The following is a 21,064-nucleotide window of genomic DNA, read 5'->3' on the forward strand; positions in this document are numbered from 1 at the left end:
GGGGGACACGCGGCCCCGGCCGGTGCCGCGATCGTCGCCCTCACGCGCCCGTCAGCAGCGTCTCCCAGGCGGCCGCGCTGTCCGGGTGGCGTGCCGTCAGCAGCGCGCCCGCCGGGGCGGACGCGGGTGCCGCCCACGGCGCGTCGCAGCCGAGCAGCCGGGCGGTCGCGTCCAGCGCCTCGGGGTGGGCGAGGAGCAGCGCGGCGCCACGAGGGCTGCCGCCCGCCGACCGTGCTCCGGGCGGCGACGCGGGCGGTTCCTCCGGAGCGTCGTTCCACGGCGGCACCCACGTGTCGAGCGCGGCGAGCCGGGCCGGGAAGATCCGGCCCGCCTCCCGGATCAGCAGCGGGGCCAGCTCCGCCGCGTTCGACCGCAGCGTCGTGATCAGGTTCGGCAGCCACGGCAGCAGCACCGGGTCCGGTAGCCGCCCGAACGCGTTCGACACGGCCTCCACCACCACGTCCGCCAGCCACGGCACCGGCTCCAACGCGTGCACGAAACCGCTCAGATAGCGGGGATAGGCGGGCACCACCAAGGGGTTCGCCAGCAGTTCGGCGCACCGCGCCCGCAACGCGTCCCGGGACAGGGTGCCGAGCTGCACCCGCGCCACCCACAGCAGGGCCGTCTTCTCCGGGCTCTCCGGGCGCGACTGGGCGACGGCCAGCTCCAGCTGGGTCCGGTCGCAGCCCAGGGACAACGCCAGGCCCTCCATGCTGAACAGGAAACCCAGCATCGCCGCGACCTGCCCCACGGTCGCGTCCTCGTCCGTGAACGCCGTCGGCAGCAACGTGCAGTAGTGCGCGTAACCGGCCTTCACGAAGGACTCGACCCACGGCGGCAGGACCGGCTCGCTGGTGCGGTAGTACGCCAGCAGCCGCCGTATCCGGCGCAGCACCTCCGGCGCCCCGTCGACCGTGCGCTCCGCCGCCAGTACCTCCAGCGCCCGGTTGCCGAGCTCGTCGGCGAGCCGCCGCCCGCCGAGATACAGCGTCGCGTCCTCGACTGCCCCCAGCACGCCCGCCGCCGTGGCCCGCGGACCGTACGCGGCGCGCCGCAGCCGCTGCTCCATGACCTGCTCGATGCTCACACCCTCGTAACCGAGCTCGATCAGTGCCCGCTGGTGGGTGCCGAGCGCCACGTCCCACGACTCCTGGAGGGAACGCTCACCGAGCCTTCGTTCGCCCATGATCGGGCGGGCCGCGCCGTGCGGCATCAGTCGGCGCAGCATCCACAGCACGTCGGAGCAGGCCTCGAACTCCGGACGGGAGCCCAGGTCCAGCAGGGCGCGCTGCACGCCGCGCTGCTGGAGCTTCAACTCCAGCGGCGCGAGCCGGTCGTGCACATCGCGGGCCAGCGGCGGAAGCGCGTCGTAGCCGACCCGGCCGATCCGGTCGCCGCCCATCATGATGTCGACGAGACGCCGCACGTCCCGCCGCCCCGGCACGGCGTCCTTCTCGATGCAGGTGATCGCCGCGTCCTGGAAGTCGTACGGGGTGGGCTTGGCCCTGTCCCGCATCCCTGCCAGGAGGATCGACGTCTCGAACACCGCGATGGCGTCCGCCGTGGACGCCAGATAGCCGCTGCGGCGCGCCGCCCGCACGATCTCCACCGACCAGCCCAGCAGCTCCGCCTCGTCCAGGCCGTCGAGGACCGGAGGCTGCCGCAGGAAGCCGGAGAGCCGGTCCGCCGCGGCCCCTTCGGCGGGCGCGGGGACGGGGGCCGCGGTCTTCTTCGTCGCCCGCGGCTTCTTCGTGCCGTCCTGCCCCGCCAGCCGGTAGGGCTGCACCCGGGTGCGTTTGAGGTTCTTCGCCCACTGCGTCGCCGCGATCGACACCGAACCGGACGCCAGGCCGAACTGGGCCTCGATCGCCGTGTTGCTCGACGGGATCAGCCCGTGCTGCCAGGTGGTCGCCGAGCGGGGGGAGATCGTGAACGACCCGCTGCCCGCCACCCCGAACTCCGCCACCCGGCTCGCCGCGTGGAACGCGCCGCACACATAGAGGCAGTCCGCCGGGTCCGCCCCGCTGGAGGCCAGATGCTCGCGCATCCGGGTCCACATGTACCGCTCGCGGTCCTCGTCCACCCGGACCCGCTGCCCGTCGCCGGGGGCCAGCCGCCGGAACAGGCTGCCGACGAGGAACATCACCTGGCGGTAGGTGGCGTGGTCGCTGCCGCCGAGCGGCACTTCGACGTACTGGTGCCACCACTCCGACCAGTGCCGCACCTTGCCGTGGCGCAGCAGGTGCTCCTCCAGTTCGGCGAAGCGCGGCCGCAGGTCGCCGATCTCCACGCCGACCGCCTCACCGTGCAGCGCGGCCCCGGACTCCGGCTCTTCCCCCGCGACGGCGGGCGCCTTGTCCCCGGGGGTCTCCGGGGCCCCCTCGCCGTGGCGGCCGTCCCACTGGAAGACGTGGTCCGACGACCGGTCGACGAGGACCAGTTCGACGCCCGGCGTGTCGAGGGCGTACGCGATGGCCTGGTACTCGGCGGACGCCTCGGTGATCGGGGCGACCACCGACAGCGGGGCCCACTCCTCGGGGAAGCCGTCGACAGCGCTCGCGAAGGCCTGCACCGCCACCGGGAGACGGCAGTTGCGCAACTCGTCGAGGAGCGGCGCCATGTCCTCGCACAGCTCCAGGTAGACGACCTTGGGCTGCTTCTCCCGCAGCCGCCGGGCCATCGCCAGGGCCGACGCGGGGGAGTGGTGGCAGACCGGGAAGATCTCCAGCGGCTCCCGCACCGCCCGGTCGACGTCGTCGACCATGCCCAGCAGGATGCCCTCCAGAGCGCCCGGCCCGTCGGCGAACTCCGTGGCCGCCTCGTGCAACTGCTCCCGCAGCGCGCCGAACGGCGTCTCGTGGGGCCCGCTCATGACAGCGTGGCGATCGCGTCACGGCCGCCGTCGAGGAACTCCGGCCACGAGCCGCCCTCCTCCTTGCTCCGCGGCTCGACCACACCGTGCAGGTACTTGTTGAAGATCGCCAGGTCCTCCGGGTCCCGCCGGGCGAGGGAGCCGACGAGCGAGGAGGCGAGCGTACGGGCGGTGAGGGCGCTCTCACCGAAGAAGTTGCTGTGCAGGACGGCGTCCTCCAGCACCCCGATCTGCTCGGCGGTCGACAGCGCGGACTCCAGCTTCTCCTCGTCGCTGCCCGCCGCGTCGGCCGAGGCACGCAGGTCGGCGAAGCTGCGGAGCAGGATGTCGAGCAGCGTCGGCGGCACGTCCAGGTCGATCGCGTGGCGGCGCAGCAGCTCCTCCGTGCGGAAGCGGACGATCTCCGCCTCGCTCTTCCTGTTCGTCACGACCGGGATGCGGACGAAGTTGAAGCGGCGCTTCAGCGCGGAGGACAGGTCGTTGACGCCCCGGTCGCGGCTGTTGGCGGTCGCGATGATCGAGAAACCGGGCTTGGCGAACACGATGTTGTCGCCGTCGTCCCCGTCGCTCTGCAACTCGGGGACGGAGATGTACTTCTCGGAGAGGATGGAGATCAGCGCGTCCTGGACGTCGCTGGTCGACCGTGTCAGCTCCTCGAAGCGGCCGATCGCCCCCGTCTCCATCGCCGTCATGATCGGTGAGGGGATCATCGACGCGCGCGACTGTCCCTTGGCGATGACCATGGACACGTTCCAGGAGTACTTGATGTGGTCCTCGGTGGTGCCCGCCGTGCCCTGCACGACCAGGGTGGAGTTGCGGGAGATCGCGGCGGACAGCAGCTCCGCCAGCCAGCTCTTGCCGGTGCCGGGGTCCCCGATGAGCAGCAGACCCCGGTCGGAGGCGAGGGTGACGATCGAACGCTCGACGAAGCTCCGGTCACCGAACCACTTCTGCGGGATCTCCCGGTCCAGACCGTCGGCGCGCTCGGAGCCCAGGACGAACAGCCGGACCATCTTGGGGGACAGCCGCCAGGAGAAGGGCTTGGGGCTGTCGTCGATCGACTCCAGCCAGTCGAGCTCCTCGGCGTACTTGGTCTCGGCGGGGGCGCGCAACAGCTCGGACATGACTCGGCCTTTCTGAACGAACGTCAAGGAGAGGGAGAAGAAGGAGAAAAGAACGAAGAGAGGGAGGGCGGGGAAGCGGCGGGCTCGGGCCGGGCCTCAGGTGAGGAACGTCTTGAGCTCGTGCACCAGCTTGTCGATGTGCCCGGAGACCACCGGCGTGCCCAGAGTCTTGAAGCGCTCCCGGAACCAGGGGTTGACCTCCTGGCGGCCGGAGCTGGTCACCGAGCCCACCGGGATGAACTTCACCCCGGAGCGGTGAACGGCCTCGATGCCTTCGAACAACGGCTGCGAGCGGTCGAACTCGTAGAAGTCCGAGATCCACACCATCACGGTGTTCCTGGGCTCGGCGATCTTCGGCCGGGCCATCGCCATCGCGACGGGCCCGTCGTTGCCGCCGCCGAGGTTCGTCCGCAGGAGGACGTCGAACGGGTCGTGCACCCAAGGAGTCAGATCGATCGAGCGGGTGTCGTAGGCGATGAGGTGGACGTCGACCTTCGGCAGCCCGGCGAAGATGGAGGCCAGGATGGTGCAGTTCACCATGGAATCGACCATGGAGCCGGACTGGTCCACCACGACGATCAGCCGCTGCGGCGTCGTCCTGCGCACGGTGTGCCGGTAGTAGAGGCGGTCGACGTAAAGCCGCTCCTCCTCGGGGCTCCAGTTGGTGAGGTTCTTCCAGATCGTGCGGTCCAGATCGAGATTGCGGAAGACCCGCTTGGGCGGCACGGAACGGTCCAGCTCACCCACGGTGGCCTTCTCCACCTGCGTACGCAGCACCTCGGCGACCTCGTCGACGTAGCGGCGGATGAGCGCCTTGGCATTGGCCAGGGCCACCCCCGAGAGGTTGCCCTTGTCCCGCAGCAGCTGCTCGATCAGCGACATGCTGGGCGTCAGCTGAGCGGCCAGCGCCGGATCGGCCAGCACCTCCCGCAGCCGCATCCGGCTCACGAGATCCGCCTCGACGGCGCCCAGCTCCGGTCCCAGCTGCGCCCCGCCGGAACTCCCCTGGGTCCGTCCGCCGCGCAGGCCGCCGGGCGGACAGCCCATCGCCCGCTCCAGCCAGCCGGCGTCGGACTGCCAACGGGCCAGCTGTTGCGCCGTGACCGGACCCGAACCCGACGCGAAGACGTTGAGCAGCACCTTCGACACCAGCGCCGCGCGCCGCACCTCCGCGGCGCGGTCCCGCTCGCCGTCCGCCGCCTCGGGGACCATCAGCCCCTCGAACTCGGCGGCCAGGCCTGGGTGGCGCTGGACGATCGAGTCGACGGACGCTCCGGGGTCCAGCAGGGCGGGCGGCAGCCCGATGTCCTCGACCACACCGAGGCTCGCCGACTCCAGCGCGGGCTGCTCCTCGGGGTCGAAGAGGCGGGCCAGCAGGCGCCAGTACAGCACCTGACGCCGGTTGTCGTCCGGGTCGGGACCGGAGGGCGGGGGAACGGAGGCGGTGGGGGAACGTGTTTCCTCGGTCATTTCCGCAGCAGCCTTCCCGCGCGCTCCCGCAGTACGGCCGCGGCGTCGGTGGAGGCCTTCTCCGCCCGCACGCCCGCCTTGTCGGTGGTCCCGCCCGCCCACGCGCCCGCGTGCACGGCGACGGACTTCTTCCGCACGGTCGCCTCGACGGCGAGTGGTTGCAGGCGGAACTCCCCGGCGTCCCAGCGCAGCAGGGCCAGGCAGGCGCCGGAAGCGGCGACGGCCTCGGGGGTGAGCGGGCCCGCGGCCGGCACCCGGTCGGTGTCCACGGCCAACCGTCCCCCGGCCACCTCGAACGTCAGCCGGTCGTCCGTGCCGTGTGCCGCGTATCCCTCCAGCAGCACGGGGGCGGCGATCCGCACCGGATGCCGGTCCAGCGGCGCCACCGCGTCGGACACCGCGGCGGACAGCATCACGCGCGCCGTGGCGAAGGCGTCGGCCGGCTCGCCCGGCCGGGCCCGGCCCTCGTCCCAGAGCAGATCCCCTTCCGGAGTGACGGGCATGGCGTCGAGGACCATCGAGCGGCCCTCGCTCACCGCGCCCAGCAGGGACAGCCGCGGCCGCAGCAGCTGCCACAGCCCCGCCCCGACGACGGTGTCGGGCTTCGGCGCGGACACCCCGGCCCGCACCAGACGGGGCGGACCTCCGCCCGCGGGCTCGAACACGGCGTGCACCTGGGCCTGCACGGCGGTCGCGTGCTCCGAGACGTCGACGCCGAGCGGCAGCAGCCGACCGGTCGCCGTCGAGGAGACTCCGGCAGCGCTGAGCGCCCCGGGCACGGTCAGCAGCACGGCTCGGGCCCACAGGTCGGCCCACCGGCGCACCGGCACCCGCTCCAGCGTCGCCCCGGGACAGGAGGCGGCCAGTTCGGCGGCGAAGCCGTCGAGGAGGGTCGCCGGGCGGCGCAGCACGGGGTCCGGCAGCATCGCGGAGACCACGGGGACGGCCCCGGCGACCAGTTCGTGGTCGATGCCCTGCCAGCCGCGGCGCGCGAGGTCGCACAGCCACGCACGGGCGGCCCCGAGCAGATTCGCCCCGTACTCCGGCGAGGGGGAGGGCGAGGCAGCGGAGGGAGCGTCACCGTCCGGAAGAGGGCCGTCCGGACCGGAGCCGCCCGGAACGGAGCCGTCCGGATCGGCGGTGTGCGGTCCGCCGGTCCGGTCGGGGCCTGCGCCCTCGGTACCGGTGCGCCCGATGGCCTGGTCGATCCGGGACGTCAACGCGTCGTGCACGGAGCCCAGGAGCGCGCTCCTGGCGGCGGCCAGGGCGACGAAGTGCTCCTCACCCGCCGTACCGGCCGCGGCCCTGGCCGCCGCCTCGGCGACCCGATCGGCCAGCGGCGTTCCGGCCACCGCCTCGGCCAGCCCGGCCAGGGCCGCGCCCTGGGCGGGCTGCGGGCGCAGCAGACCGGCCACCAGCACCGTGTCGAAGGCGTCCACGGCCGCGAACACCTCGTCGAGCCCGTCGACCGGCTCGACCAGCAGATCGCCGCGCATCAGGCCACCGCCCCCGTCGCCGGGAACCACTGCATCTCCGGCAACGGCACGGTGACCGGGACCAGTTCGAGGTAGGCCAGATGACGCAGGAAGCGGCTGAACACCGGCGCCGCGGCCGAGGAGTCGCCCTGCGCGGGCCTCACCGCCGTCATGGCGGCGGTGAGGGACCGGGCGTCCGGCTCCTCCCCGTCCGGGACCTCCACCTTCAGGTAGCGTGCCACGCGCTCGGCGCCGTACTGCAACACCGCCTCGCCGACGAGGGCGCTGATGTGCTTGCAGAACCCGCCGCGCGCCCCGCCGCAGGGCCGGTTGTTGTTCGTGCTGCACGCGAACGTGTACGACCCCGCCGCGACCGAGGACACGTAGACGCGCCCGATGTCCGACCCGCTGGAGACGACTCCCTGCAACCGTCCGTCGGCCAGTTCGACGAACGGCACCTTGGCCAGCTTCCGCGGCCGCGCGGGCGGCACCACCCGCGCGGTGGACGACTTCTCCCAGACCGACAACGCGCCATCTCCCATACATGCGACAAGGGGCGTCCACGCCACAGCGGCGGAACACGACCGAACTTAGTCGCGACCACTGACAACGCGTCCCGCGCGTCCCCGCATCGACGGATCCCCACCACGCCCACCGGGGGAGGCGGGGAGAGGACCCCTGGCCGTGCCGGGCGGTCCGACGGCCGCTACGCCCCGAAGCGGGTGCGCCACAGGTCGCGCAGCACCCCGATCTCGGCCATGTGGTGGATCAGTTCCAGGTTCGCCGCCGCCAGCGTGCTCGCGAACGGGTCGTCCGGGTCCGAGCCGTAGGGGTACTGCGAGAAGCCGACCGTGTCGAGCTGCTCCTCGGTCGTGGCGGCCATGCTCGCGCGCCAGCGGTCCAACCGCGCCCAGAACCGCTCCAGCGCCAAGGACGCGGAGGGCGTGAAGTCGACCAGGTCGTGCGGCTCCTGACGCCGTTCGCCGAAGGACCACTCCCACTGCCCCGCGAAGCCCGAGTGCAGATGCCCCAGCCGCCACGCGATGGTGGTGACCGGCACCTCGTCCGGCTCCGGCTCCCCGGTGTGCGCGAGAACCTCCTCGACCCGCTCCACGCTCACGCTCCAGTCGACGGCGATCTTCTCGACCGGCATCCCCGAGGCGACCTGCCGGGCGACCTCCGCGTACTCGGCGGCCGGGATCCGAGGCGCGCCCTTGTCGATCACCCACGCCCCGGGTCCGTACGCCCGGGGCGTCACCGCCTCCTCCCGGCGGCGGATCGACCAGCAGCCCGCCACCGGCTCCCACAGATACTCCTCGTCGCCGAGCCCGGTGAGCCGCACCTGGGCCATCTCCCTGGCCTGGTCGAACTGTTCGAGCAGCAGGCCCAGTCGGTCGGTCCGTACATCCTCGTTCGCCATGCCCGGCTCCCCTCGCCGTCGTGTCGCGCGCCCCGTGACGCCGGGACGGAAGCTAACGGCTCCCTCCGGGCGGCGCGACTTCTTTGTTGTTCGCCCACGGTCCGAGGGCGGCCACGTCGATGGTGTGCGTCAGGAGGTGCGGCGGCGCGGCGTGCGCCCCGGCCGCCTCCGCGGCGTCCCAGTAGGCCTGGGCGGTGGTGCTGTCGACCGTGCCGTGGACGAGCGGGACGCCCGCCCCGGATGCGTGGAGCAGGGACTCCAGTCGGCAGGAGGCGACCGCTCCGGGCAGCCAGGGCTGGGCGGAGTATCCGTCGACCGCGGCGGCGGGCAGCCCCTCGGCCACCCGTCGTTCGGTGGCGCCGACGCTCAACAGCCCGCCGCCCGCCACCAGGACGTCCCGGTCCCGCTCCATCCGGCCGATCGCCCGACGCGTGTCGAAGCAGTGCGGGAAGGAGTCGTCGACCACCGTCGTACCGGGTGCGAGACGGTCGACGTCGAGGAGCGAACCGCCGCCGCTGACCGCCGCCACGATCAGCCGCGCCCCGTACACCTCCCGCGGCAGCCCTCCGTCCGTCGTGAGCACCTCCACCGCACCGGCGAGCCCGCGTCCGCGAAGGCTCGCGGCCAGTTCCGTCAGGCGCGGCCCGCTGCCCGGCGCATCGCAGAGCAGCAGCCGGGCGGGCGGGCGCTCCGCGCGGCCGAGCAGCAGTTCCAGCGAGGACGAACCGATCGAACCGAGCCCCACGAACGCCACGGTCAGCTCGGACAGGTCACGTCGGCCCGCGTCGAGTGCGGCGTGCACGCTCTTCACGACCGAGACGACCGTCGCCGCGTGCCCGGTGGTGACGGCGACGCCGCTGACACCGGTGTCGCGGGTGGCGCGCAGCACGTCGAACCCGTACCCGGTGAGCGACGGGATCATCCCGGCCAGCGACACCGAGCGCGCACCGAGCGAAGAGGCCAGGGTCACCCCGCCGACGGTGTGCCCGAGCAGGGAATCGCCGGGAGCGAGTTCGTCCGCGAACACCGGCAGGCAGACGAAGCCCGACCGGCCCAGCGGCGTGCTCAGGGTTTCCAGGAGGCGCGGACCGCCGTCCGGGAAGAGCAGCACCCGCAGCTCCTCGCGCGCGAGCCTCTCCTCGGGCAGACCCGCCAGCCGGGCCAGGTGCCCCGGGGACGGCAGGTAGCCCATGAGCGCGGCATCCAGGCCCCGTTCCGCCGCGCCGTGGGAGCCCGCACCCGGCAGCGCCGACCGCAGTCGGTCCCGGCTCCGGTGAGGGGCCCGGTCCCGGGTCGGGGCGGCCGTGTCCGCCGCCTCCGTCAGGCTCTCGCGCACCGTCGCCGCGAACGCCGCCAGACCCTGCGGGGTGAGCGCTGTCGCGGCGGCGCGCAGGGTGATCCGCAGCCGCCCGTCGTCCAGGCGGGCGGACAGGAACACGTCCGTACCGAACGGGGGCGGGGTGTACGTGCTGTCACCGTCCTCCCGGACGATCCGCAACGTCTGCCCACTCTCCGGTCCCAGGGCGGAGAAGTCCAGATAGGTGAAGAAGAACTGCGACGTCAGCGGCAGCCCGTCCGGCAGGGCGGGCACGGGCCCCTCGTGGGTCCGCGCGGCCGCCGCCTCGGCCGCGACCCGCCGCAGATCGTCCTCGAAGCCCGCGTCGGCGGGCCGCCCGCACCCCGCACCCCCGGCGGGCCGCAGGGGCACCGCCGTGGCACAGGGGCCGAACACGCGGTGGACGTCGGGCAGGGCGGCATGGTCCCGTCCGCTCACGGCGAGCCCGAGGACGACGTCCGCCGTGCCGGTCGACGCGACGAGCGCCCGGTAGTAGGCGGTGAGGACGGGGGCGTACAGAGTCGCACCGGCGCGGGCGGCGAGGGCGCGGAGCGCCTCCACCCGAGCGGCGTCGAGCACGAAACCGCCGGCGTGGAACGCGGGGCCGACACCGTCCGCCCCCGTACGCCCCGGCACATCGCCCACCGGGCCGGTGACGGTCCCGCAACCGAGGACGGGCCGGGCGTACGGGGCGCTCAGCCGCGCCCAACGGGAACCCTCGTCCCGCCGCGCTTCGCGCCCCGCCTCCTCCGCCCCGGCCAGACGGGCCGCGTAGTCACGGAACGTGGTGCGCGGCGGCGCCGGGCTGTCGCCATCGCCGGGCGCGTCGTACACGGCCAGCAGTTCCCGTACGAGCAGCGCGGCGCTGTAGCCGTCGCCGATGATGTGATGCGCGTGCACCACGAGGACATGCTCGTCGGGTTCGAGCGTGAACACCCGCAGCCGCAGCAGGGGCCACGCCCACAGTTCGAAGCGGCGCGCCCGCTCGGCGGCGATCTTCTCGTCCAGGCGGTGCGCCTCGGCCGGCGTCTCGAACTCCACCGGCAGCCGCAGCGAGGACGGCAGCTCCTGCTGGACGGCCGGGCGCGCCCCGGCGGGGAACACGGTGCGCAGCATCGCATGGCGTGCGACGAGCGTGTCCACCGCGCGCTGGAAACGGTCGGCGTCCAGGGGGCCGTGCAGCCGCAGCCGGGTCAGCCAGGACGAGCTCGCTCCCGGGGCGATGGTCTCGGCCAGCAGGAACCCGCGCTGGGTGGGCGTCAGCGGGAACGGGCCGTTCTCCGCGTGCGGTGTGCGCGCCTCGGCCGCCGGGTCCGTACCGCTCGGCGTCCGCGTCGCGGCGTCCACCGCCGTGGCTAGGGCCGCGAGCGTGCGGTGGTGGTAGACGGCGGTCGGCCGGGGAAGGGGCCCGCCGCCCTCCTTCTCCAGCCGTGCGAACACCTCCAGGACGAGCAGGGAGTCCCCGCCCAGGGCGAAGAAGTCGTCCTCCCGGCACACGTCGTCGGTCCCGAGCAGCTGGGACCAGATACGGGCCAGCCGGATCTCCGTCGCCGTCAACGGCGGTGTGCGCGGAGGCGTGTCTCCGGACCCGGCACCCGTCCGCGACGCCCCGGCCGACGTCCTTGGCCCACCGAGCGCGAGCAGCCGACGCCGGTCGACCTTTCCCGTGCCCGTGAGCGGCATGCTGTCCACCGACGTGATGCGGGACGGGACCATGTACGGCGGGAGCGTCCTCCCGAGGCGCCGTCGCAGCGCGACCGCGTCCACGCCGGATGCCCCGGGCCGCGGCGTCACGAACGCGGCGAGGCGCCCCTCCTGGAGGAGGACGACGGCGTGCGCGACATCCTCGTGCGTCTGGAGCACCGCCTCGATCTCGCCGGGCTCGACACGGTGACCGCGTACCTTCACCTGGTCGTCGAGCCGTCCGAGGAATTCCAGGGTGCCGTCCGCCGTGCTCCGCACCCGGTCCCCGCTGCGGTACCAGCGCCGCCCCCGCCGGATCGTGAACGCGGCGTCCGTGAGGGCCGGTTCGCCGAGGTATCCGGAGGTCAGGCCCATCCCGGCGATGAACAGCTCGCCCTCCTCGCCGGGCTGGAGCGTCCGGCCGTCCGGGCCGACGATCTCCACCTCCGCGCCGGCCACCGGGCGGCCGATGGGCAGCCTGCGCACGTCGTCGCCGGGCCGGGAACTGATGATGTGGCAGGTCGTGTTCACGGTCGCCTCGGTCGGCCCGTACAGGTTGGCGATGCGCTGGCCGTCGCCCAGCAGATCGAACCAGCGGCGCACATGGGCGGGCGACAGCGCCTCGCCGCCGACGTGCACCCAGCGGAGCGCGGACAGGTCCGGACGCGGGGCACCGCCGCGCATGCGCTCCTCGGCGGCGGTGAGCAGCTGTTCCCAGAGCGTCGGTACCGAACTCCACACGGTGATACGGGTGCGTTCGACGTGCGTGAGCAACAGACCGGGGTCGCGCAGCAGCTGCCACGGCACCGTCACCACGGTCGCCCCGACGAGGAGGGGAGCGAGCAGCTGGCGGACGGAGGCGTCGAAGCAGACCGACGCCGTCTGGGCGAGCCGGTCGCCCGCGTGGTAGCGGAAGGTGCCGATCGCCCAGTCGAGATAGTTCTCCATCGACCGGTAGGAGATGGGCACGGCCTTCGGGCGGCCCGTGGAACCGGAGGTGAAGATGACGTACGCGGTGGACGCGGCGTCGACGGGTTCTCCGGGCGACTGTTCGCCGGACGACCGCCCCTCGGGCGATGCCTGCTCCGTCGCCGGTACGTCCTCGCGTTCGCGCGCGCCTCGCGGGGCTGTCGCGTCGGCCGGTACGTCGACAGGCACCGGGGCGACGTCGCCGAGTGCGTCGGCCGCCGCCCGGGTCGGGGCGTGGCAGAGCACCGTCCGTACTCCCGTGCGGCTGACCTGGTCCGCGAGGCGTGCGGTCGGATGCCCGGCGTCCAGCGGCACCCAGCCGGCCCCGGCCCGCAGAATCGCGACGACCGCGACGACGGTGTCTGCGCCGGGTTCGGTGAGGAGCCCGACGAGACCTCCCCGCGTGACGCCGTGGGCCCGGAGCCGGTCGGCGACCGCGCGGGAGGCCCGGTCGAGTTCGGCGTAGGTCAGGGTCCCGCTGCCGCCGTCGCCCCTGCCCTCGCCCGCATGGACGGCGATGGCGTCCGGGGTGGCCCGGAACTGGTCGAGCAGCCGTCGAACGATGGTCGAGCCGGAGCCGGAGCCGGAGCCGGAGCCGGAGTTGGGGCGGGCCGGGGCGTCGGGCTCCGCCCGCGGGCCCGCGAGGGCGGTGAGCTGGTCGTGGAAGTCGCGGTCGAACCGGGCGACCGTCGCCGGGTCGAAGAGGCGGACGGGAAAGTTCCACGAGAACCGCAGGACCGCCCCGTCCTGCCAGCACAGCAGACTCAGCCGGGTCGCGGGGGTGCCGGTCCCGGCCGCGGTCGGCCGTACGTCCACCGGGCAGCGTCCGTCCACCACGGCCGGGAACCGCGCGAAGCTGAATCCCGCCGGGCTCACGGTCCGCGGGCCGTCTCCCGGGTGGTCGGACGGCAGTAGCCGGGCCAGGTCGAGCGCGGTCGGCGTGGCGTGCCGCTCGCCCTCCAGCCAGATCCGCCCCAGCCGCCCGGCCAGCGCCCAGACCGACTCGTCCGGGTCCGTGGCGCAGAGCAGGGGGAGGGTGTCGGCCAGCGGTCCGACCAGCCGGTCCACGCCGGGCAGGCGGATGTCACGCCGGGCGCGGGCGACGTTCACCGCGATCTCCCGCTGCCCGGTCCACCGGGTCAGACACCGCACCTGGGCGGCGAGCAGCAGATGGAACAGGCTCACCCCGTGCGCGGCGGCCCGCTCCTCCAGCGCGCCGGTCGTGACCGCGTCCAGTGCGCTCTGCCGGGTGGTCAGCGGAGGTGCGGGAAGGGCGCCCGGATCACCGTCGTACGGCAGGGAGAGCCGCGGCGCCGCACCCCGCGCGGCCAGCCGGTCCGCCCAGTAGCGCCGATCGGCGTCCAGGACCGCCGCACCGGCCGCGGAGGCGCGCTCCTCGGCGTCGGCGGCGGCGTACCGCGCGAAGTCCGCGCCGGGAGCGGGCAGCGAGGGCGCCTCCCCGAGGGCGAGGGAGGTGTAGAGGGACCAGAGGTCCTCCCCGAGGACGTTGAGGCTGTAGCCGTCTCCGGCCGCGTGGTGGATGACCAGCAGGAGATGGGCCAGCGCGGGGGACTCCCGGACGAGGACCGCGCGTACGGGCGGCTCGCGGGTGAGGTCGAAGGGGCGGTTGCACAGGGCGGTTTCCACCGCCGCGAGGCTGTCCCCGGCTGCGAGGCCGTTCCGCACCTCGTACCACTCCGTGACCTCGGCGGCGGGTGCGACGTACTGGCGCGGGAGTGTCCCGCCGTCACCGCCCGTGGCGCTCTCGATCCGGATCCGCAGCATGGAGTGCCGCTCGGCCAGCCGCGCGAGGGCCCGGCCCAGCAGGTCCGGGTCGAGCGGTCCGCCGACGGTCTGGCGGACGTAGCCGTGGGCCGGGACGTCCGGGTGGAGCCGGTGGCCGGTGTGGAGCGCCAGTTGGACGGGGGTAAGGGCGAAGGGGACGCCCTCGGGGACCGGCGCGTCGGCCGGCTCACCGCGCGGTGCGGACGGCGCGCCACCCGCTACGGCTCCGGGCGCCGGTGGCGGGTCCGCCAGGGTGTCGAGGTGGGCGGCCAGCTCGCGGACGGTCCGGTACTCGAAGAAGAGGGTCGCGGGCAGCGGCGTGCCCCGCTCCTGTTCGAGACGTCTGACGAGATCCACGGCGGCGAGCGAGTCGAGGCCGAGGGTGAGGAACGGCTGGTCGTCGGGGATCTCGCCAGGAGCCAGTCCGAGTGCGGAGGCCAGCAGCCCCCGGAGCAGCGCGGCGGTCCCCGGACCGGTCGCTCCGCCCCCGGCAACCGGCAGCGGCCGGGGCGGCACGTCCGGTACGGACCCGGCCGTGGCGCCGGATGCCGGAACCGTCCAGCGCGCCGGGACTTCCGGGTCCGCCCGGTGACCGGAGTGCGCGGGAGGGCACGCGGCGTCGGGCGTCAGGTCGGCGAGGACCACCTGCGCCGCGTCGACGGCGCACGCCGTACGGAGCGCCGCCAGCGCGGGTGCGACGGCCACGGGCCGCCCACCGGGGCGCGACACGAGAGCGGCGCCCGCCCCCGCGTCCAGGGCCGCGGCCATGCCGGTCCCGGCGACCGCGGCCAGGTTCACGGACAGCCACGGCCTGCCCGCCGCCCGCTCCGAGGCGGCGAACGCGTCCAGGAACGCTTTGGCCCCCGCGTAGTCACCCAGTGCGCCCGCCAGGCCGGGCAGCAGCGCGGAGACGGAGGAGAACGCCACACAGACCGCCGGGCGCCGGTCGTGCCGCCGCAGCGCCGACGCGAGCAGCCGCGTGCCCCGCGTCTTGGCGGCCAGGGCCGCCGCGGCCTCCTCGGAGGTCCTGCCACGCAGGGTGCCGGGGCGCACGATGCCCGCCGCGTGGAACACGGCGTCCAGGCGCGGCAGTCCGGCGACGAGCGCCTCCACGTCCCGCTCCAGCGTCATATCGGCCACCTGGTAGCGGACGGTGGCCCCGAGCGCGCGCAGTTCGTCGGCCAGCCCGGTCGGCGGCGCGGGGGAGCGACCGGCGAGGACGAGCGTCGGACGCCCCTTCGACGCGAGGTCGCGAGCGAGCGCGGCCCCGATCCCCCCACCGCCTCCGGTGATGAGGAAGGTGCCGTCCGGCGGCAGCGAGAACGATGCGCCACTCAGCGGTGCGCCACTGGTCGGTGAGCCGCCGGGACGGGGCGGGTCGGCCGGTGCGCCGGTCGCCGGTGCGGCGTCTTCCGGCTCGCGTGCGGTGGCGGGCAGCGGTGTGACGGTACGGGTGAGCCTGCGTCCCGCCCGCCACGCGGTGTTCCCGGCCTCCCCGGGAGCGGCGGGCGAGCGCAGCTCGGCGAGCACCGCCGCCAGCCGCTGGGCGGGGGAGTCGAGCGAGCAGAGGTCGACGCCGAGGGCCGACGCGCCCGGGGTCTCCTGCGGTACGGCCAGCAGGAGCCCGGTGAGCAGAGCGTGGACCGGTCGCGGTCGCTCGGGTACGGCACCGGTGGTGTGGACGTCCTCGGTGATGACCAGCAGCCGTTCGGCTCCCGTCGCGTCCAGGTGCGCGAGCGCGGTGTCGAAGGCCGCCAGCGCGACGGCCTGCGCACGGCCGGGGGCCGCGTCGTCCCGCTGCCGCGGGGCGGGTCCGGCCACCAGGATCACCGTGTCCGGCCGCCCCTCCGCGACGCCGTGCACCGGGATGCCCTCGGCGGCGAGCCGGCCGGCGAGCAGGTCGACGGACGCGGAGTCGGGCCCGGTCAGCAGCACCGGACGCACGGCTGCCGTGCCCTCGGGCAGGGGAGCGTCCTCCCACCGGACCTGGTGCAGCAGCTGGGTGGCGGGCGGGTCCGGCCAGTGGCGGGAGCGTTGGAAGGGATAGGTGGGCAGGTCCACCCGGTGGTGGCCGCTGTCGAGGGCGGTACGGTCCAGGGGCACGCCGTGTGCCCACAGTCGGCCGATGGTCTCCAGGAGCGCGCCCCGTCCGCGACGCCCGGAGAGCTCCTTGCCGGACCCGGACGGCTCCTCGCCGGACCCGGACAGCTCCTTGCCGCGATCGGAAGCGGACGGCCGGTCGGCGTCGGAATCGGCGGGGAGGACCGGCATCACCACCAGCACCTTCCGGCCGCCGCTCCCGGAACCACCGCGTCCCGCCGCCGCGCGGACCGCACCCAGGAGAGTTCCGCCCTGGCCCAGCTCGACGAACGTGTCGTAGCCCTCCTCGGCCAGCCGCTCCACGGCCGCCCCGAACCGCACCGGCGACAGGGCGTGGTCACGCAGGTGGTCCGGGTCGAGGTCCGGCTGCCACGCGGCGGTCAGCGTGCTCATCAGCGGGACGGACGGGGCTTGCGGGGTGAGCGCGCCCGCCGCCGCGGCGAGCCGGTCGGCGACCGGCCGCATGAGCGGCGAGTGGAAGGCCCGCGAGACATCGAGACGGCGTACGGCCACGCCGCGGGCACCGAGGTCGCGCGCGGCGCGCTCCACCGCCGGAACACCCCCCGCGACGACCAGCAGACCCGGACCGTTGTACGCGGCCACGGCGAGCGCGCCGTCGGACCCGGCGACCAGCGAGGCCACCTGCTCCTCACCGCCCCGGACGGCGAGCATCGCCCCGGGCCCGGTGAACTCGCCCATGAGGCGGCCGCGTTCGGCGGCGAACCGGACGGCGTCGGCAAGGCTCAGCGCCCCGCTCGCGCAGGCGGCGGCGATCTCCCCGGCACTGTGTCCGGCGACCGCGTCGGGCTCCAGGCCCCAGCTCCGCACCTGACGGGCGAGCGCCACCCCGGTGGCGACCAGCAACGGCTGCGCCACCTCCGTCCGGGCCGCGCCCTCCGACGCGTCCCCCGCGGCCTTCGCGTCCGAGCCCAGCGCCCAGTCCAGCAGGGACCGCCCCCGCACCGGGCCGAGGAGCGCCGACGCCTCGTCCAGGGTGTCCCGGAACACCGGAGCCGTGCGGTACAGGGCGCGGCCCCGGCCGGGGAACCGCGTCCCCTGTCCGGGGAAGAGGAAGACCACGCGCCGCCCGGTCGGAGGGACGCACCCACCACCGAGGCTGATCTCCCCGGCGGCGGCGAGCCGTTCTCGCAGGTCCCCCTGGGCGACGACAGCGAGCCGGTGCGGGCCGTCGTCCCGGGAAGTGCTGGCCGTCCGGCAGATGTCCCCTTCGCTCAACTCCGAGTGCTGGACAAGATGTTCGGCGAGCCGAGCCGCCGCTTCCCGCAACGCCGCGGCACTGCGCGCCGAGAGGGTCAGCAGGTGGGGCTCCGCTTCGTCGTGCCCGGGGGCGGCAGGGAGGGGAGCCTGCTGACGCCGAGCCGACGGAGGCGGAGCCTGTTCGAGGACGGCGTGGGCGTTGGTGCCGCCGAAGCCGAAGGAGTTGACGCCCGCCACGAGCGGTCCGGCCGAGGTCCAGTCGCGGGCCTCGGCCACCACGGCGAAACCGGCGGATTTGAGGCCGGGGGAGGGCGGTGTGTGGTGCAGGGACGCCGGCAGCCTGCGACGGCCCAGGGCCAGGACGACCTTCACCAGGGCGGGCAGGGCCGCGGCGTTCAGCAGATGCCCGGTGTTCGTCTTCACCGAGCCGAGCAGCCGGGGTTCGCCGTCGGGCCGCGCCGGGAACGCGTGGGCGAGCGAGCGCAGCTCGATCGGGTCGCCCACGGCCGTGCCCGTTCCGTGCGCCTCGACGTAGGTCACGGCGGCCGGATCGATCCCGGCCTCCTCGTAGGCGCGGGTGATGACCTCGCGCTGGCGCAGCGGGTTGGGGGCCATGAGACTCAACGACCTGCCGTCGTTGTTGACGGCCGTCGCCCGGACGACCGCGAGCACCGGGTCGTCGGCCGGGCGCACGGCGTCCAGGCGGGTCAGGACGAGGGCCGCGCCGCCCTCACCGGGCACGAAGCCGTCGGCGTCGGCGCTGAAGGCGCGGCAGCGCCCGGTGGGGGAGAGGGCCCCGGCCTCCTCCAGCAGACGGTGACCGGTTGAGGTGAGGTGCAGGTTGACCCCGCCGACGACGGCGAGGTCGCACTCCCCGTCCAGCAGGCTGCGCCGGGCCAGGTGCAGGGCGACCAGCCCCGAGGAACAGGCGGTGTCCACGGCGAGTGCGGGGCCGTCGAGGTCGAGGCACTGGGAGACCCGGGCCGCCACGAGGTTGGGCAGGTTGCCCGTCAGCGAGGAGGGCGGCAGGGTTCCGCCGCCCGAGGCGCCGTCCAGGACCTCCCGGTAGCCGCTGTCCCCGACGGCCGCGAAGACCCCGACCCGGCGGCCGCGCCGACGGGGGCCCGCGTAACCGGCGCGTTCGAGGGCCTCGTGGGCGAGTTCGAGGAAGAGCCGGGCCTGCGGGTCGAGCGCGCGGGCCTCCTCGTGCCCGATGCCGAAGTAGGCGGCGTCGAAACCCGCGGTGTCGTCCAGGAACGCGCCCCACCGCCCCTGCTGCCCGCCCGCACCTCGCGGATCCTGGGGGTCGGTGCCCTTCCGGCCGACGGCCGTGTCCCACCGCCCGCGCGGTACGGGGGTGACGGCGTCGTACCCCTCGATGAGCAGGTCCCAGAAGGCTTCGGGCGTACCGGCGCCGGGGAACCGGCACGCCATCCCGATGACGCCGACGGAAGCGGGACTGGACGAACGCTGCGGCGCGTCGCCTTCCGGGCCCTGCCCGAGGGAGCGTGATGCGGTGGGCTCCTGCGCCACGCACGACGATGCGGCGGGTTCCGGCGCGGCGGGTGACGGTGCGGCGGGGGTTTGCGGTGTGACGGGGGTCGCGGCCCGGGGTCCCGGGGCCACCGTCGCGAGGTGGGAGGCCAGCTCCGCGACGGTCCCGTGGTCACGGATCACGGCGGGCGGTAGCGTCACGCCGAAGGCCTCCTCCAACGCGACGAGCACCTCCATCGCCTTGAGGGACGTCCCCCCGAGGCTCCCGAACCGCTCGTCGCTGCTGATCGCCGAGGCGGGCAGCCCCAGCACCCGTGCCCACACCTCCCGCACGACGGTCTCGGTCCCGGCCCGCGTACGGGGCGACGCGGGCCGCGCGCGGGGTTCCTCCTCCCGTACGGCGGAGGGCGTGGCCGGTCCCCGGGCGTCCGCGCTCCCGGACGCCTCTCCGATGGCCCCCGTCCCCCAGGCCCCCGCCTCGAAGGCCCCCGCCTCGAACCGCTCGCGCAGCCGCTGCCGTTGGAGCTTCCCGCTCGTCGTCCGGGGGAAGGCTCCCGGAGCCAGCGGCAGCACCCGTACGTCGTCGTGGAACAGCGCCTCGCGCACGCGTGCGGCGACCCGTGCCAGCACGACCCCCGCGTCACCCGGAGGCCGGGCCCAGGGGACGAACACCACGACGCGCTCCCTACCGCTCACCGGATCGGTTGAGCCGATCACCGCGGGCGCGCCGGTGGGCAGCCCGGGGGTCGCCGCCACCACCTCCTCCAGGTCCGGAGCGTGGAAGGTGCGGCCGTTGAGGAACAGGACGTCCTTGTGGCGGCCCGTCACACACAGCCGCCCGTCCCGCAGGAACCCGAGGTCGCCGGTGCGCAGCCATCCGTCGGCGAAGGTGTCGGCGCTGACGCCGGGAAGTTCGTGGTAACCACGGGCCAGTTGGGGGCCGCTGACCAGGATGTGCCCGACCCGGCGGTCCCCCAGGACGGTGCCCGCGTCATCGACGACGCGCACGACGCACCCGGTCACCGGTGCCCCGACGTCCATCAACTCGACGGCTCCCGGACCCGGTTGTGTGTCGACCGCCATCCCGTCGCTCAGCGCCGCGCGGTCCAGGACCAGCGGCTGCGCGATCTCGCCGGGAGGCGGGAACGTCACCGCCAGCGTCGCCTCCGCGAGCCCGTAGACCGGCTGGGCCGCCGCCGGACGAAGGCCCGCCGGACGTGTCTTGCGGACGAAGTCGCGCCACACGGCAGGCGCGATCGGCTCCGCACCCACCAGCATCAGCCGTACGGCCGACAGGTCCAGTCGCGCGACGACGTCGTCGGGGACCCGCCGGACGGCCAGGGCCAGGGCGAAGTTGGCCGCCGAGAGCACGGTCGCCCGGTGCCGGTCCGCGACCTCGAACCACACCCGGGGGCGCTTGGCGAAAGACAGCGGCCCGATCTTCACCTGCTTGGCGCGGGCGGCCAGGGGCGCGAGATGCGTACCGATCAGCCCCATGTCGTGGAAGTACGGCATCCAGCTGACGACCACGTCCTCGGCGCCGAGCGCCGAAGCCTCCCGTATCTGCTCCAGGTTGGCCAGCACGGCCCGGTGCGTCACCTCCACGCCCTTGGGCGCGCCGGTGCTCCCCGAGGAGAACTGCACGAACGCGACCCCGTCACGGCCGTGGGCCGCGGTCGCGGTGGCGGTCGCGAGGTCCAACGGCTCCTTCGCACCCCGCAGGTGATGGAGCGTCAGGACGCTCACATCGTCGGGAAATTCGTCCGCTACAGGAGTGCTCGGGCCGTCCACGGCGACCGGCGGGCGGCCCAGGTGCTCCCAGACCGGCAGGGTCCGCCGGGCGTCCGGGGCCAGCGGTACCGGGACGAGTCCGGCGGCGAGCGCGCCCCAGAACATCGGCTGGAAGTCCTCGCTGCGATCGGCCAGCAACGGGACGCAGGTCCCCGCCGCGACCCCCGCCTCCCGGAATCCGCCCGCCACCCGCAACGCGTCGTCCAGCAGTTCGCGCAACGTGACGGTCATCTCAGCGCCGTCACCCCGGATGTGGACGACGACTTGCCCCGGAGCCTCGCGGACCGCGCCCAGCAGTACATCCAGCAGTGTCATGTCGTGGTCCAC

At 74.5% G+C, this 21,064-nt stretch carries 7 protein-coding genes; all 7 read right to left on the reverse strand.

The window, feature by feature from the left end; genetic code table 11:
* Positions 1 to 40: 40 nt before the first annotated feature.
* Positions 41 to 2,872 carry a hypothetical protein gene (locus ACIRRU_RS15645; protein ID WP_403680410.1) on the reverse strand — a complete coding sequence of 944 codons (2,832 nt, stop codon included), beginning with the start codon at positions 2,870 to 2,872 and terminating at the stop codon, positions 41 to 43.
* Positions 2,869 to 3,996 carry an AAA family ATPase gene (locus ACIRRU_RS15650; RefSeq protein WP_363204723.1) on the reverse strand — a complete coding sequence of 376 codons (1,128 nt, stop codon included), beginning with the start codon at positions 3,994 to 3,996 and terminating at the stop codon, positions 2,869 to 2,871. The genes ACIRRU_RS15645 and ACIRRU_RS15650 overlap by 4 nt, the downstream gene beginning before the upstream one ends.
* A 96-nt stretch (positions 3,997 to 4,092) precedes the next feature.
* On the reverse strand, positions 4,093 to 5,466 hold the full coding sequence (locus ACIRRU_RS15655; RefSeq protein ID WP_403680413.1) for a VWA domain-containing protein: 1,374 nt from the start codon (positions 5,464 to 5,466) through the stop codon (positions 4,093 to 4,095).
* Positions 5,463 to 6,992 carry a hypothetical protein gene (locus ACIRRU_RS15660; RefSeq protein ID WP_403680416.1) on the reverse strand — a complete coding sequence of 510 codons (1,530 nt, stop codon included), beginning with the start codon at positions 6,990 to 6,992 and terminating at the stop codon, positions 5,463 to 5,465. The genes ACIRRU_RS15655 and ACIRRU_RS15660 overlap by 4 nt, the downstream gene beginning before the upstream one ends.
* Entirely contained in the window at positions 6,962 to 7,483 is a 522-nt protein-coding gene (locus ACIRRU_RS15665; protein ID WP_403680419.1) for a hypothetical protein, read from the reverse strand. The genes ACIRRU_RS15660 and ACIRRU_RS15665 overlap by 31 nt, the downstream gene beginning before the upstream one ends.
* 164 nt (positions 7,484 to 7,647) lie before the next feature.
* Positions 7,648 to 8,361 (reverse strand): DinB family protein, encoded by a 714-nt coding sequence (locus ACIRRU_RS15670; protein ID WP_363204727.1) that lies wholly within the window; start codon positions 8,359 to 8,361, stop codon positions 7,648 to 7,650.
* A gap of 52 nt (positions 8,362 to 8,413) precedes the next feature.
* Positions 8,414 to 21,052: an amino acid adenylation domain-containing protein gene (locus tag ACIRRU_RS15675; RefSeq protein WP_403680421.1), complete on the reverse strand. Its 12,639-nt coding sequence runs from the start codon at positions 21,050 to 21,052 to the stop codon at positions 8,414 to 8,416.
* Positions 21,053 to 21,064 lie beyond the last annotated feature (12 nt).

It is taken from the genome of Streptomyces sp. NPDC101181, from assembly GCF_044767975.1.
In the GTDB taxonomy this organism is placed as follows: Bacteria; Actinomycetota; Actinomycetes; order Streptomycetales; family Streptomycetaceae; genus Streptomyces.

Coding starts and splice junctions, on each gene's coding strand:
- ACIRRU_RS15645 (WP_403680410.1), bottom strand. CDS start 2,872: ATGAGCGGGCCCCACGAGACGCCGTTCGGCGCGCTGCGGGAGCAGTTG.
- ACIRRU_RS15650 (WP_363204723.1), bottom strand. CDS start 3,996: ATGTCCGAGCTGTTGCGCGCCCCCGCCGAGACCAAGTACGCCGAGGAG.
- ACIRRU_RS15655 (WP_403680413.1), bottom strand. CDS start 5,466: ATGACCGAGGAAACACGTTCCCCCACCGCCTCCGTTCCCCCGCCCTCC.
- ACIRRU_RS15665 (WP_403680419.1), bottom strand. CDS start 7,483: ATGGGAGATGGCGCGTTGTCGGTCTGGGAGAAGTCGTCCACCGCGCGG.
- ACIRRU_RS15670 (WP_363204727.1), bottom strand. CDS start 8,361: ATGGCGAACGAGGATGTACGGACCGACCGACTGGGCCTGCTGCTCGAA.
- ACIRRU_RS15675 (WP_403680421.1), bottom strand. CDS start 21,052: ATGACACTGCTGGATGTACTGCTGGGCGCGGTCCGCGAGGCTCCGGGG.